Annotated in this window: 18 protein-coding genes; 11 read left to right on the top strand and 7 right to left on the bottom strand. The window is 49.1% G+C overall.

The window, feature by feature from the left end:
• Nucleotides 1-135 precede the first annotated feature (135 nt).
• Genes ADJ24_RS15060 through ADJ24_RS15050 form a run of 3 tightly spaced genes read right to left on the bottom strand, consistent with a single transcriptional unit; the run spans nt 136 to nt 3,025 of the window.
• A complete protein-coding gene (locus tag ADJ24_RS15060; protein WP_048702847.1) occupies nt 136-1,356 on the bottom strand; it encodes a hypothetical protein in 1,221 nt (406 codons plus the stop codon).
• An 11-nt stretch (nt 1,357-1,367) separates the two neighbouring features.
• The gene (locus ADJ24_RS15055) at nt 1,368-2,390 is read right to left on the bottom strand and encodes a site-specific integrase (RefSeq protein WP_048702844.1); all 1,023 of its coding nucleotides are present in this window, start codon (nt 2,388-2,390) and stop codon (nt 1,368-1,370) included.
• Nucleotides 2,391-2,392: 2 nt separating this feature from the next.
• Nucleotides 2,393-3,025, bottom strand: a complete 633-nt coding sequence (locus ADJ24_RS15050) for a phage repressor protein CI (RefSeq protein ID WP_048702842.1) — start codon at nt 3,023-3,025, stop codon at nt 2,393-2,395.
• Nucleotides 3,026-3,141: 116 nt separating this feature from the next.
• On the opposite strand from ADJ24_RS15050, the gene ADJ24_RS24430 reads away from it, so the two are divergent.
• The 11 genes from ADJ24_RS24430 to ADJ24_RS14995 all read left to right on the top strand — a co-directional run bounded on the left by ADJ24_RS24430 (nt 3,142) and on the right by ADJ24_RS14995 (nt 9,516).
• Entirely contained in the window at nt 3,142-3,384 is a 243-nt protein-coding gene (locus ADJ24_RS24430; RefSeq protein ID WP_029463825.1) for a hypothetical protein, read from the top strand.
• A gap of 32 nt (nt 3,385-3,416) precedes the next feature.
• Nucleotides 3,417-3,926, top strand: a complete 510-nt coding sequence (locus ADJ24_RS15040; RefSeq protein WP_048702837.1) for a phage regulatory CII family protein — start codon at nt 3,417-3,419, stop codon at nt 3,924-3,926.
• A gap of 7 nt (nt 3,927-3,933) precedes the next feature.
• Nucleotides 3,934-4,161, top strand: coding sequence for a phage filamentation protein Fil family protein (locus tag ADJ24_RS15035; RefSeq protein WP_048702834.1), 228 nt, complete (start codon nt 3,934-3,936; stop codon nt 4,159-4,161).
• Nucleotides 4,148-4,348, top strand: coding sequence for a hypothetical protein (locus ADJ24_RS15030; protein ID WP_014884921.1), 201 nt, complete (start codon nt 4,148-4,150; stop codon nt 4,346-4,348). The genes ADJ24_RS15035 and ADJ24_RS15030 overlap by 14 nt, the downstream gene beginning before the upstream one ends.
• Before the next feature lie 69 nt (nt 4,349-4,417).
• A complete protein-coding gene (locus tag ADJ24_RS15025; RefSeq protein ID WP_014884920.1) occupies nt 4,418-4,651 on the top strand; it encodes a DUF2732 family protein in 234 nt (77 codons plus the stop codon).
• Nucleotides 4,651-4,878 (top strand): TraR/DksA family transcriptional regulator, encoded by a 228-nt coding sequence (locus ADJ24_RS15020; protein ID WP_023307009.1) that lies wholly within the window; start codon nt 4,651-4,653, stop codon nt 4,876-4,878. The genes ADJ24_RS15025 and ADJ24_RS15020 overlap by 1 nt, the downstream gene beginning before the upstream one ends.
• Nucleotides 4,875-5,732: a DNA adenine methylase gene (locus ADJ24_RS15015; protein WP_048702829.1), complete on the top strand. Its 858-nt coding sequence runs from the start codon at nt 4,875-4,877 to the stop codon at nt 5,730-5,732. Before ADJ24_RS15020 ends, ADJ24_RS15015 begins: the two co-directional genes overlap by 4 nt.
• A gap of 42 nt (nt 5,733-5,774) precedes the next feature.
• Complete coding sequence (locus ADJ24_RS15010; protein WP_048702826.1) at nt 5,775-8,078, top strand: replication endonuclease; 2,304 nt, start codon at nt 5,775-5,777, stop codon at nt 8,076-8,078.
• 151 nt (nt 8,079-8,229) lie between these two features.
• On the top strand, nt 8,230-8,925 hold the full coding sequence (locus ADJ24_RS15005; RefSeq protein ID WP_048702823.1) for a DNA adenine methylase: 696 nt from the start codon (nt 8,230-8,232) through the stop codon (nt 8,923-8,925).
• A gap of 159 nt (nt 8,926-9,084) precedes the next feature.
• Nucleotides 9,085-9,273 carry a hypothetical protein gene (locus tag ADJ24_RS15000; protein ID WP_014884914.1) on the top strand — a complete coding sequence of 63 codons (189 nt, stop codon included), beginning with the start codon at nt 9,085-9,087 and terminating at the stop codon, nt 9,271-9,273.
• Nucleotides 9,274-9,282: 9 nt separating this feature from the next.
• On the top strand, nt 9,283-9,516 hold the full coding sequence (locus tag ADJ24_RS14995) for a DinI family protein (protein ID WP_048702820.1): 234 nt from the start codon (nt 9,283-9,285) through the stop codon (nt 9,514-9,516).
• Between the two features lie 89 nt (nt 9,517-9,605).
• On the opposite strand, the gene ADJ24_RS14990 is transcribed toward ADJ24_RS14995, so the two are convergent.
• From ADJ24_RS14990 to ADJ24_RS14975, 4 genes are all read right to left on the bottom strand, one after another.
• Entirely contained in the window at nt 9,606-10,163 is a 558-nt protein-coding gene (locus ADJ24_RS14990) for a hypothetical protein (protein ID WP_048702818.1), read from the bottom strand.
• A gap of 2 nt (nt 10,164-10,165) precedes the next feature.
• Nucleotides 10,166-10,747: a ComF family protein gene (locus tag ADJ24_RS14985; RefSeq protein WP_048702817.1), complete on the bottom strand. Its 582-nt coding sequence runs from the start codon at nt 10,745-10,747 to the stop codon at nt 10,166-10,168.
• Nucleotides 10,748-11,286: 539 nt separating this feature from the next.
• Nucleotides 11,287-12,336, bottom strand: a complete 1,050-nt coding sequence (locus ADJ24_RS14980; RefSeq protein WP_048702815.1) for a phage portal protein — start codon at nt 12,334-12,336, stop codon at nt 11,287-11,289.
• A complete protein-coding gene (locus ADJ24_RS14975) occupies nt 12,336-14,099 on the bottom strand; it encodes a terminase ATPase subunit family protein (RefSeq protein ID WP_048702814.1) in 1,764 nt (587 codons plus the stop codon). Before ADJ24_RS14975 ends, ADJ24_RS14980 begins: the two co-directional genes overlap by 1 nt.
• Nucleotides 14,100-14,102: the final 3 nt, after the last annotated feature.

Raw genomic sequence — 14,102 nt, 5'->3', positions numbered from 1 at the left:
TTATTTGGTGGAGCTGGCGGGAGTTGAACCCGCGTCCGAAATTTCTACATACCATTTTCATTGCAATGAAAACAGTACTTTGCGTTTAAAAACAGTGTGTTAGTGTTATGGGGTATGCCTCAGTTTTAGGTGATTTTAATGCTCCGCCGCCAAATTGCCGCCATCATTTTTATCAATGATGCTGTCATACTCAAGCAAGTTATCCATGCATTTTTCAAGCTTATAAAAATCCGTAAGAGGATAAAGATTTACGATGTCATCATCAAAACTCTGGATTCCTGCCAGTCGCTCTTTGCGCCTCAAGAATCTTGAGGCGGCTCGAATCTCATCATCTTCGTCAGGTTCACAGGTATAGTCTAACGTTTTCAGCACTTGCCATGATACTGGTGGGGTAAGCTCAAACATTTTTATTAATTTTGGACAAAAATCATTTGTGATGGTTTGCTGGTAGTTAACTTTTGGAGGCAAAACTACATTAATTGATTTTTCCCCATGGTTCGTTTTGACCATTCTTGTTGATCTATAAGCAATGCCAACAATATTAGATTTACTTCTTCGACTAATCCATTGCATTAATAAATTAGGGATTATGTATTCTTGAGTGAATGAAGTGCTATTGGTTTTTTTAGCGAAACTACAGGCATAGATGAGGGGCATTAAAGATAGATATGCAAGTTTTGTAGTAGAAGTCATTCTATCATTTACACTTATACCATAAAAATGAGAGTAAAGAATGTCTGCTGTGAAATCGAGTATTTTTGAATTTTCTTCGTTTGAAATGAATGATGATATGTAAAGCTTATCAAAGTCTGGCTTTCCCATTTCAAGCCAGCAAACATATAATGATGACCCTAAATATAAACATGGTAGTCCAGCTACCGAGTATCTTTGAGCATCCACCAAATGTCGCATAGAAAACGGAATGTGAAAAATTTCCTTTCTATCTTTTATCGCTGTGTTTGACTTTCTAACACGAAAAAGTGGCCTTGTTGTATTGCATATATTTTTCAACGGGATTGATATGCTTTGAATATATCTTGCCGTAATTCTCTCGGAAAAAATACTATCAAAATTATCATATGCGGATTTGATGTCACCTGAAAGAAAGTCTGACAGAGCATTAACGATGCCAAAATAAATTTTTGTTATTCTTTCGAGCCGCCTCTTTAATCGTCGCGATAACTCATTGTCATTCTCCTCAACATAATCATTTAGAATGTTAAAGTAAATTTGACACTTTTCTTTGAAATCGCTAATGATGTCAGTTTCTATAGTAGATGGTAATTTCAGTTTCTTTTTTTTGACTATAATAGAAAATAACTCATTCAGATCATTTGAAATGTTTTCCCTTTCCATTTTTTTTACCTTTACGCATTATACAATGAATATAGTGGGTTTTTTGTCACTGCATCTTCCAAGTGATCCGGTGCAAAGTGCGCGTAAACCATTGTCATTTTTATATCGGCGTGGCCCAAAATGTCGCGCAGTACCAGTATGTTTCCACCGTTCATCATAAAATGACTTGCGAAAGTATGGCGGAGCACATGTGTACATTGCCCCTCAGGTAGATCGATACCAGCCCGCTTGACTGCACGCTCAAAAGCTTTTCTGCATGGCGTAAATAGCTTCCCTCTGTTTTTAGGTAGTTCGTCATACAACTCCTGAGATATCGGGACAGTTCGGTTTTTCTTGCCTTTGGTTTTGGTATAGGTGATCCGGTATTTTGATAACTGATGGCCTTGAAGGTTTTCGGCTTCACTCCACCGCGCGCCGGTAGCCAGGCACACCTTTGCGATCATCAATAGGCTTGGACTTTGAGAATCTTCGCAGGCATCAAGCAGGCGTTTAATTTCGTCCGAGGCCAGGAAAGCCAATTCACCTTCTGCGATTTTGAATGTTGGTAGCCCAGCGAGCGGGTTAGGCGCTGACCAGTGGCCCAGCTTTTTCAGGGTGCCAAAAACGGATGATAAGTTACGCTGTTCAAGGTTTACCGTGCGGGGCTTAACTGGCGACATTAGCCCGCCGTCTTCGTTACGTACCTCACCTTTTAGTCGTGCTTCACGATATTTGGTAAAATCACCGGCTGTTAACTCAGAAGCGACGGGATCACCCAATCCATTGCAGATAATGTTCAATTTCGCCATTAGGCGCTTAGGATCTGCGAGCGTCTGGCCATAAAGTGAATGCCACTGCTCAATCAATTCTGACAAATGCCGCCGATCTTCCTTTTCACCCAGCCACGGCTTTTTGTTCACTTCATCCATGGTGAAGTTTTCGAATGCTATAGCCTCGCCCTTCGTCGAAAATTGCTTGCGCACGCGCTTGCCGTCTCGCCCGTTCGGGTAACATTCGCACAACCATTTTCCGTTCTGCTGCTTTCTAATCGTCATGGTTAGATGCTCTTAATGACTTTTACTGCGCGGCCAACTACCTCTACATCATCTACAGCGCACTCAAAGGATGCTTCATCCTGATGAACCACAATTTTATTGCCAGGAATACGGGCAATCTTAACGAAGCTTTTAACGCCGTCGATGTCTACCAGCCAATAACCATTGCTGATTTGTTTCACAGACGTATCCACAACGAAACTATCACTAGCTGTTTTTACAAAAAGAGAATTGGAAGATTCACTTTCCAGCAGTCTGCTATCGAGAAGGATTTCATCACACGGCTGCAGCGCGCCGTTCTTCAGCTCAGCATGTTTGATACTGGGAGCAACGATTTTAGAAAGTGGTCTTACTGTAACCGGGGTTTTGTTTTTGAGATTATTTTCTTCGTTCTCACTCGCATACATATCCCCCTGGCCAGTAGCCAGCCATAGAAGGGAAATTCCTGTTTCTAGGGCGCATTGAATTACCCACTCAGCGGGAAAGCTATCTCTTAAGTATCTGTTAGCCATGGTACTTTTAGAAACTTCCAAATGTTCGCAGAGCTGCTGACGTGAGCTGAAATTGTAGGCCTTAATAAGCCTGTTGATCGCATCACGGCCACCACTGTCATTCCCTGCCTTGATTAAACTCATAATCAAACCCCTTGACGCATGTAAAAAGTGAACCTAATATCCGCTCATGGTTTGAAAAGCAAAACCAAACCACATAAAACGAGATGAAACGAAAACAAACTAAGAGATACTGCACTATGAGCACAGATATTTCAATTCGAGTACCAAAAGAGATGGCTACGCCTGCAGAGTTCGCGGAATGGGAAGGCATTTCTCGCGGCTCTGTTTATCAAAAAATCCATCATGGCCAATTGGCTAAGTACATGGTCAAAAAGGAGAAAAATAAGGGACGCGTATGTCTTCGTTACTTGATGTACAAAACCGATCAGGTTCGTGAGTCCCTTGGTCATTCCAACTTCCGCGTTGTTGTTGGTCAGTAAGTTCAAGTATGAGAACTTTCTAAGAGGCTCACATGTTTGATTATAAGATTTCCAAACATCCACACTTTGATGAGGCCTGCCGCGCTTTCGCACTGCGCCACAACATGGCGAAGCTGGCGGACCGCGCAGGCATGAACGTTCAGACGCTGCGCAACAAACTAAACCCGGAGCAACCGCATCAACTCACGGCGCCGGATATTTGGTTGCTGACGGATCTCACTGAGGATTCCACGCTGGTTGACGGGTTCCTGGCTCAAATCCATTGCCTGCCATGTGTGCCGCTGAACGAAGTAGCCAGCGAGAAAATGCCTCATTACGTTTTGAATGCTACAGCAGAGATCGGTCGCGTTGCAGCAAGCGCTGTTTCTGGCGAACACCAGACAATAACGGAACGTCGCCAGGTTATCGAAAGCATCAATTCTGTTACTCGTTTGATGGCGCTTACAGCTGTTTCCATGCACGCGCGCCTTCAGTACAACCCGGCAATGGCAAGTGCTGTCGATACAGTGACGGGCCTCAGCGCGTCTTTTGGTCTGATCTGAGGTGCTCATGCTTAATAAAGAGCCTTCATTTGCTTCGCTGCTGGTAAAGCAAAGCCCGGCAATGCACTACGGCCATGGATGGATTATTGGGGAAAACGGTAAACGCTGGCACCCGTGCCGTGATCAGTCCGAATTATTAAACGGGCTGAAATCTAAATCGGCTAAGCCGTCAGCTTTTTTAATTATTCGCATTGTTCGCTTGATTGTTAAAGGAGTGAAACATGTCTCGCAATGAGTTGAGAATTATTCTGGGCGTGATTATCCCAAATATGGCAGAGGGTTTTGAAATTAAAACCCGTGACGGTGCTGTTTTGCGTGTCGATCCTGAATGGGAATGCTGCAAAGAATTTAAAGAAGGTTTGCAGGCTGAAATTATCAACCAAATTAAAAGTAAGCCTGTCCCTGTTTCTGGTTATATCTAAGTAATTAACCCGTTTTTTATGGCGTAAACCCGCCGGGTATTTTTTTGCCCGAATTCTGAGGAAATGAATATGAAAAATACTAAAACCCACTCAACGAAAACAGGCCCAGACGATGCTGGTCTGTTCGCTTTGTTAAATGAGACGCGCATGGATGAGCGCCGTTGCCGTGCTGATGCAATGGCGGCTCGTCTGGATAGTCTGGCCGTGCGCATCGTTTCCCGTCAGTTGAGCCATATCGAGGCGGCCGAACTGCTTCGCGTTGAAGCGGTACGCATCCAGAACGAAGCGCAGGAGCTGCATTAATGGCTGATTCAATGGACCTCGCACAGCTGCGCGAACAGGAAGATCGTGAGCGTCATATCAACAATGCCCGCGCCAAAGTGCCGGGCGTTTCCCGTGTTCTCTGTGCGGAGTGTGATGCTCCGATCCCGCCAGCGCGCCGCCGCGCTATTCCGGGCGTGCAGTGCTGTGTGACCTGTCAGGAAATCGCAGAGTTAAAAGGCAAGCACTACAACGGAGGCGTTGTATGAGCACTATCCTGAAATGGGCGGGAAACAAAACCGCCATTATGTCCGAACTGAAAAAGTATCTCCCAGCTGGCCCGCGATTGGTTGAACCTTTCGCGGGTTCCTGCGCTGTGATGATGGCAACAGACTATCCTCATTATCTTGTCGCAGATATCAATCCAGATTTAATTAATCTGTATCGTTCTATTGCAGAAGATACAGAAAACTTTATTAATCTTGCTAAGGCGGTTTTTGAAAGTTTTATTGTCGCTGAAAATTATTATCGTGTGCGTGAAGCGTTTAACCACGATCCGCAATTAGACCGATTGCACCGTGCTGTATATTTTCTTTATCTAAACCGCCATTGTTATCGTGGGTTATGTCGCTACAACCTAAGCGGTGTATTCAACGTCCCTTTCGGTAATTATAAAAAGCCGTATTTTCCTGAGAGTGAAATCCGCGCATTTGCTGAGAAAGCGAAGCGAGCCACCTTTGTTTGCGCTAACTACGAAGAAACGTTGTCTTTGTTGCAGACGGGCGATGTGATTTATTGCGACCCTCCTTATGACGGGACTTTTAGTAATTACCACACTGCCGGTTTTACAGAGGACGATCAGTATCGCCTGGCGTCTATTCTTGAGCGCCGCGCGTCAGAAGGCCATCCGGTCATAGTTTCAAATAGTGACACCTCACTTACTCGCTCCCTTTATCGGAATTTCACCCATCACCGCCTTACCGCAAACCGCAGTATGGGCGTTGCGGCTGGTGACGGTAAGTCTGCCGTGGAAATCATTGCTACCTCAAAATCGTGTCACTGGCTTGGATTTGATCCTGCAACCGGACCTGACTGCAGCGTGAATTATGAGGTGCAGGCGTGAGGGCAACGGCGTTTATTCGCGCTTACATTATGGGGTGTCAGAATGTCTGACACCGTTTTCCCCTACGCATGGAATGCCCCGCGCCCTGCAATCGGTGGTTTTAAGCAAGCCGATGCGGCGCCGGGGATCATGTATCTGACGCCGGACGGCAATCGCAAGCGTTTGTCGATTGCCGAACTGGCAGAAACGGATGAAGCAACATACCGGGGCCGGGCGGTTCGTCGTCGCCTGGCTTCACTGCCTCATTTTGTCCGTCGTATGTATGCTCAAAAACTTGAACAGGTAGACCGTAAAGGCAAACAAGCGGCTGATGCCTGGCTTATCAATACCTTTGAACGATTCGTTCTGAGTCGTATAGATCAGGTTAACGAGCAGTATCTGCCGCAGGGGGTTATGCCTGCGGCTTTGTTGCCTCTGCGTGAACAATTCTGGCGCCTGCTTTGGGCTGGCAAAAGAGAGCTGAAAAGACTGGCGCATAACCTTGCTGACTTGTTGGGTAGCGAGTTTAACCGCGAGTTTGATTTCCAGATGGCCCGCATGTCAGATCCCCATTTCGCCACCCTTTCAGGTTATGGCCGCATGGGGTTTCTTGCCAATCACCTCAAAACGTCGGTCCCGTGCTGGACGGCCTACTGCAAAGAAGAACTGGAGGCGGAAGACGCACTGAAAGCAGTGGCCCGCCTGCAGTCTCCGCAGTGGTGGCTTAATCGTCTGCGCCGTATGCATGCTCGCTGGCGTGAGCATCTGATGGTTGCGGCCGGGTATGTACACAAAAAATCCGCACCGTACTGCAGTGACCCATGTTTGCAGGAATGGACGGCGCAAAAGAAAGCCAACCGCGAATTTCTGAAAGCGATGGAGCTGGAAGATGAGGACACCGGAGAGCGCGTATCGCTGATTGATAAAGTGGCCGGCAGCGTTGCCAACCCAGCCAACCGACGCCGTGAACTGATGGCGCGCATGCGTGGGTTCGAAGATTTAGCGAATGACGCCGGACTGGCCGGGGCGTTCTTCACGCTTACCGCTCCATCCAAATACCACTCAATGCAGTACGACGGGCGCCGGAACAACAAATACAGCGGCGCGTCACCGCGTGAAACGCAGAAATATCTTTGCAAAGTATGGGCGCGCACGCGTGCGGCCTGGCTGCGCAATGGTATTCGCGTGTTTGGCTTTCGCGTTGTTGAGCCTCACCACGACGAAACCCCGCACTGGCACCTCCTGCTTTTCATGCGCCCGGAGCATATCGAACCGGCAACAGCAATCTTTCGTAAGCACGCCATGCGTGAGGATGGGAATGAGCCAGGCGCCGCTGAAAACCGCTTCGAAATGAAACCCATCGAGAAAGAGAAGGGCAGCGCAACGGGCTATATCGCCAAATACATTTCAAAAAATATTGATGGCTATCAGCTTGATGACGATCTGGATGATGAAACCGGCAAGCCTCTGAAAGAAATGGCCCGCCGCGTAAGTGCCTGGGCGTCTCGCTGGGCGATCCGCCAGTTCCAGCAGATAGGCGGCGCACCGGTAACTGTTTGGCGTGAATTACGTCGCCTCGGTGATCGTGAGCTGGTCCTGCACCCCGAAATTGAGCCAGTGCGTCAGGCTGCCGACAGCAGCGCGTGGGATTTGTACGTAAGTGCGCAGGGTGGCCCGCTGGTTTCCCGTGATCTCCTGCGCGTGCGCCTCAGCTATGAAGTCACCGAAAACGGCAACCTCTACGGGGATGACGTCTCCAAAATTTCCGGCGTTTATTCCCCGATCCGTGGGCCGGAATCACTGATTCATACGCGCACTACCAAATACAAAATCGTGCCGAAACGTCAGGCCGACGGCGTTTCAGGTTTTGACCTTGATTTTTCAGGCGGCCCCGCCGCCCCTCGGAGTTCTGTCAATAACTGTACGCGGGAGCCGCGGGAGGTTGAAAAACGCGCCGATCCTGGCGGCACGGTCATGAATGACTGTGCCAGCTGGGCGGATATTGGCTCTTTATCCCGGAAAGAAAAACGGGTGATAGCGCAGCGGCTGAGCGACGCGGCAAGGGTAACTAACAAGCGCGTCAAAGTGAGGCCAAAAGCCAGCCCTATGACGGAGCAGGAAAAGCAAATTAGTGAGCTGCTGTCTCTGCGTGGTGTGGATGCCAGTGCCGGAATGGTCCGTTCGTTGATTTCCGGCGCAGTGGTTGCCTTTGGCGATCAGGTGTTAACGGTTGAAGAGAGGCGCCTTACTGTCCGTAACCGTACTGCGGCAGGTGTTCAACGTCTGCCGTCCCAGATTGTGGAGCTTAAACAGCAGGCGAATGAACTTTTGAACCGAATGAAGCGTGCATTTACAGCGCGGAAATAGCCCGTGATCAACATGGTCAGGTCTGACGGTGTGGTACCGAATTGAGCGCTTCACCGTCAGAAATGACAGTGCTGGCCATTCATCGAGTAACGTCATTTTCGACTGTGCTGCAGGTGAATTGAAACGAAATCAGGAGTTGAGGAAAACAGAAATGACCTATCTGGGAAGCAAGGCCGCAAGCGGTGTTTTTCAAAAGATTATTGCGGAAATGCCGCCGCATGATACCTACATTGAGACGCACCTGGGCGGTGGCGCTGTCATGTTGCGTAAGCCACCGGCCCGCCGCAATTGGGGCATTGATATTGATCCCCTGACGGTTGAGGCGTTCTGCCAGGGCAATGCTGATTTCCTTGATACCGTGGGCGATAGCCTTTTTATCAATGTTGCCGATGCGGTGCAGTTTTTAAGGGACTTCGATTTTTCCTCCGCCGGTCGTGTGCTGGTTTACGCAGACCCTCCCTATCTGCATGAAACGCGCACCAGTGCCGCGCGTTATCGCAATGAATATACCGTTGCCGACCATGAGCGGCTGCTGGCATGCCTTAAAACCCTGCCAAAAAATGCCAGTGTGATTTTGTCCGGCTACCCATCAGCGCTTTATGATGAACTGTTAACGGGTTGGCGCCAGAAAGAATTTCAGGCCATGACACGTGGCGGTGTGCGCACAGAGAAAATCTGGATGAATTACCCGGAGGGGAGAGCCTACTCGCACACTTTTGCGGGTAAGGATTACAACGACAGGGAGCGCATCAAACGCAAGGCGAAGCGCTGGCGTGTGAAGTTCGCAGCTTTGCCTCATGCTGAGCGACTGGCAATAATGACGGCGCTGAGTGAAGTTAATGATTAACTTCAGCAAACAGACTCATCTGATTGATTGATAAAAAATATTTTACAACACCGAAATCCTCCTATACTGTACATATAAACAGTGGATATGCATACAGTTGTCGACATCTCTTCCTGGGGATGCTGGCTGGTTTATCCCGTAGTGAGGATAGGAGGGAAAATGCAGGACTATCTTTTGGAGTCGTTGAAACTCCAGCGTATTGATTTTTTTATCAAGCTTGTAGCGGCTAGTGAGTGTAGCGAAGAAGAGAAACGCCTCGCGATCCAGTGGGTGTCGGAACTGACGGACGAGCTGATGGCGAAAATTCGTAACCATGATTACGGTCAGGCAATGGACGTTATCAACTAAAGGGGGCTTATGCGCATTGAAATAATGATCGATAAAGAGCAGAAGATAAGCCAGGCAACCCTAGATGCACTGGAGTCTGAACTTTACCGCAACCTGCAGCCCATCTATCCAAAGACAGCGATCCGCATCCGCAAAGGTTCCGCAAATGGTGTTGAGTTGAGCGGGATGAAGTTGGACGAAGATAAAAAGCGAGTGATGGAAATTATGCAGCAGGTCTGGGAAGACGACAGCTGGCTGCATTAAGAAACGTTGCAGGCGGCAGCATTTGATTCTGCCGTCTGCAAGGTTGAACAACGAGCTGGGCGAGGCGTTAGGGTTTTTATGACAAAGCGTCACATAATTAGCTGGATCTGCTCGTTTTTGAGTTGGCTAATTTTCTCGCGTAACTTGATTTTCTCATCGGCTTTCTCTAAAGATGCTGGTGACATACAGTCAATCAAGGCATCAAGATGCTCTGGGGACTTGATAATAAAAAACTTTTTGGATTTATTAACAAAAACAACAGAGCATTTTTTACGTTTAAGTAGCTCAATCACATTACTCAGAGTGCCAGTGCTTTTCGTATCCCACACCATTAATCCATAGTCGGCTTCCTCTGCCATTTTAAGATCTTTTGCGGTAAAGAAAGCACGAGTCCCAGCAGCATGACTTGTGCTTACAACACGCACAGGCCATGAACCAAGATTATTACGTGGCTTTTCTGTGCTACTGAATACTGTGGCTTGTTCACATCCCAGTTCTAACAAAACTCGTTGAACAGATGAATCAACACCATTGGCATCACCAACTACAACGCGAAACCGAGAATTAACAATTTTTTTCAGACGTTCCACGATGAGTGTGTCAAGGTGTTTGATGGTTATTGAACCAGCAACAAATACCGTAGTCATCACTATCTCCAAGTCAAAGCTGCAACATAGATGTTTTTAACCTTAGTATAATCGTTCAGCACAGCACAAGCAGCCTCCATAGATGCGCCCGTGTGGTACAGATCATCAATGATGAGAACGTTCCAGTTACCATTGTTACCAATCGCGTCATGAACGGAGAATGAATTAGCGATAGCCGCGATTTTTTCTTCTTTGGTACTCAGATTTTTTAATGAAGCGCCTCCGGGAGCTTTCAATAAGAGATTGTCGAAGCATGGTTTACCGACGATTCTGGCTAGCTCTTGAGCAATTTCAGTAACTGGCTGTCGAGCACGTGGATTAGATGCAGCCATTGGAACAATAAAACCGACATTACTAAAGTGAGGAAAGGCATTTACTGCGAGGCATTGGGCTAAAGGCTGTACCTGTGACCAATCATCACGATATTTAAGCTGGAATAGCGACTCGCCAACTTCTGTTCGTTCGGTTTCAAATCTCATATGCCCCCATTCGTCATATCCTACAGGTACGCTGCGGATGCTGTGTTTATCCATCGCAAAGCCTAATTCCCAATTACCATCAATCTGCTTTATGTTGACTTTCATAGTGCACCATTGGCTGTGTAAAAATCTAAAGATTACATCTTGTTATATTTGGTGGAAGTGTGAGTTTTGGTTTTTGTTGGGGAGATCAAGTGTTACTCATCGAAGTTTTTTTCGAAGTGAAAGTAATTAATGTTTAGTGACGTAATCATTGCATGTCTATGCCGCATGAATCCGCATGATCGTTTGAGGATCGTTTTAGCCGAGGACCGCCAGGAATGGCGGGCTTTTGCTTAAATCATGCAGGTGCATGAAAACTACTGCGTAAAGCGGGCAGGCGTGGCGGGGCTACGAGCGCGCGGTTTTGGGGTTAATCGCGGTTTTGGGACCTCAATGTCGGGCGGGCATGGTCATTTTTTGGGACTGGTCGTGCGCGCCTGCGTCGTGGTGAGGCGCTGCGTTTCGTCGTGAGCTGCCAGATGGCGAAAGCGCAGGAGCGCTCAGCGAGGCGCTGAGGCGCTCTGATGGTGGGGCAGGGCGTAAGGGAACAAAAAAACCGCCCGGAGAAGGGCGATTGATATCAAAGGTTGGTCGGCTGAGCGTCAGTCTTCATCGGTCAGGTAGGGGTCAAAGCGTATCACCTCATCACCCAGCCACTCGTTAACTTCTGTGATACGGCCCTGCAGTGGGGTAAGTTCATTGCGAACGAAAACGCGCGCCGCTTTTTCCACATCGCCAAACCCGCCGGTATTCGTTGGAATAATCCCCATCAGCTGCGGCGGCACGCGGTGAGCTGCCAGCATGTCATCACGGCTCACATTCTTGATGTTAAGAAACTCATCTTTCGCTGCGACTTCTGACAACGGGATGATCTGAATACCGTCTTTCTTGCCGTTCGGGCTGTACATAAACAGGTTGCGGAAGTTGCCTGGCCCTTTCGATTTTTTCAGCGCTTCGCGTATGTTGTCCACGTCTTTCTGATCGGCGGCGGGGTCGCTCATGTACATGATAAAACCAGCATGGCTACCGTTTAGGTAATACTTACGGCGAAACAGCGTGGCCGATTCATTCAGCAGGGCGGAGGGAATGGCGGAGAGGTATTCCGGCATCCCGTAAAGCTCCTGGTTAACGTCGGGTTCCATCAGGTGAAACACGCTCCCCTCATCGAACTGGTAGGGCTGCGAATTGTAGCCATACTGCGCAAACCAGTATGTGTCCGGTTCAATGCCGCGACGGGTGTATTTGGCAAGCGAGGCGCGCAGCTCCATGATCTGCCCTAACCGGTTCATGCGTTTTTCAAGGTAGGCATTACCGAATACCAGAAAGTCCTGGGCGAACCGAGAAAAGGCTTGTTTAGACAGCCAGCGGTGAGGGATGAAGGTACTGGTAAGAATATTGCGTTTTACCTGAATAGCGCTGGAGTGATGTACGGCGGCGCGGTAAGTTCGCGCCAGGCCATCCATGCTGATCGGTGGTTCGTACCAGCGGTCTACCTGCACGCACTCCAGGTAATCAAATAACTCCCGGCGGTCCATCACGGGGATCGGATCGCCAAACGTAAACGCCTCCGCATGTGCATTACTGACCATGTTGGCCGTATCGGTGGCGGTCTGGCCGCTCGATGCCTTGCTGCGGTTTTTGTGGTTAGCCATTAAAAAATCTCCACGATGTTGCTGGTACTGGCGGAAGCTCCTGCCAGTGGTTCGTTATAAAGTGCGTGCATGGTTGCCCAGGCTAAATCCGCGTGGCTGGCTTCCTCTGTGCGGGCTGCTTCGTAGGTTGGCCGGTTGCCGCTGGCGGTGGTTGAACGGCGAATGGACATAAAGGACTGCGCTATATCCAGCATCCCCGCGTCAAACTCCAGACGGCGCCCGCTGATGATGTCGTAGGCTTTAAGCACCAGGGCATTTTTTACGGTCGGGTTGTAGACAAACTCACGCGCGGCAGGGAAAAACTGCTTAACCGTTTTGTAAACGCCATCGCCAACGCCGGTCGAGTCAATGCCGATGTAGGTCACGTTGTAGCGTCTGGTGATTTCCTCAATCGCTGAAGCCTGGGCGCGAAAGTCCATCCCGCGCCACTGGTGACGCTCAAGGATGCGGAATTTACCGCCGGGGACGACGGGAGGCGCAATGACAACGCAACCGGCGCTGTCACCGTTCTGCGTTCCTTTTGCCGGGTCATAGCCGATCCAGACAGGGTGGTATGCAAACGGCCGCAGTAAAAGCGGTTCGAAATCGTCCCACACGTCCCAGCTGTCAACCATGCAGGACTGCAGCAACGCCAGCGGGAACACGGACGCCAGGTCGTCAACAAACTGACACATCAGCAGGTTGTTGTATTCGTCCGGGCTGTACTCCAGGCGCAGCTGGTCCAGGTCGAAAAGGTTACACCCGCCGTTTACGGCATCTTCAATGGTGACTATCTGACGGTACTGGCCGTCAGGACATAAAACGCCGTGCGCCAGGCTACTGTGAGAAAGGTCAAATTCTACCCTGTCGGCTTTCGGGCGCCCTTTATTGAACAGGGCACCAGACCAGAACGGGTAGGCGCTGTGCGTCAGGCTGGAAGGTGTTGAAAAATAGGTCTGACGCCATTTTTTGTGCAGCGCCATACCGGAGGCCACCTTGCGCAGCTCCTGGAATTTCGGTATCCAGAAATACTCATCAAGATACAGATTGCCGTGATAGCTCTGCGCGGTACGAGCATTTGTACCGAGGAAGTAAAGACACGCGCCGTTAGGCAGCACCATCGGATCGCCTTTCAGTTCAACGTCCACCTCTTTTGCGAAGTCGATGATGTACTGTTTAAAAACGTGCGCCTGCGCTTTACTCGCTGACAGAAAGATTTGATTTCGCCCCGTGGTGAGCGCGTCTATCAACGCTTCACGGGCGAAATAGTAGGTTGCACCGATCTGGCGTGACTTTAAGAGGTTGCGGATACGGTGCTTGATGCCAGCGTCCCACCAGTGGCGCTGGTACTCGAACATACCGGCGCGGAAAATCTCTTCCAGCTTTTCGATCTGCTCGTCGGTAAACAGGTTTTTTTCCGGCGGCTTGCGCGGACCTTTATTGCGGTTCGCCACGTTCGGATTCAGGTCTGTTTCATTCCCGCCATTGTTAAATTTGCCGATTCTGGCCTGTCGTTCGGACTGACGCGCCAGCAGGTCAATTTCTTTAAAATCCTTTCCTTCCTTCTGCTCCTTCATGACGAGCTGGCAGTAACGTGCGGCGGTGGTGAGCTGCATTTGATCCAGTGGGCCATATTCGCCCCACTTATCGCGTTTTTTCCAGCTGTGAACGGTTGCAACTTTCTCGCCCAGCATTTCAGCAATGCGGGCTACGCGGTATCCCTGAAAGTACATCAGCATTGCCTGACGACGGGGATCGAGGTCTGCGGGGGTCAGTGTTGTCATGGC

This window comes from Enterobacter sp. 940_PEND, from assembly GCF_001059415.1.
In the GTDB taxonomy this organism is placed as follows: Bacteria; Pseudomonadota; Gammaproteobacteria; order Enterobacterales; family Enterobacteriaceae; genus Enterobacter; species Enterobacter cloacae_M.
The sequence above is the reverse complement of the archived record's forward strand: the minus strand, read 5'-3'. Positions and strand labels throughout refer to the sequence as shown.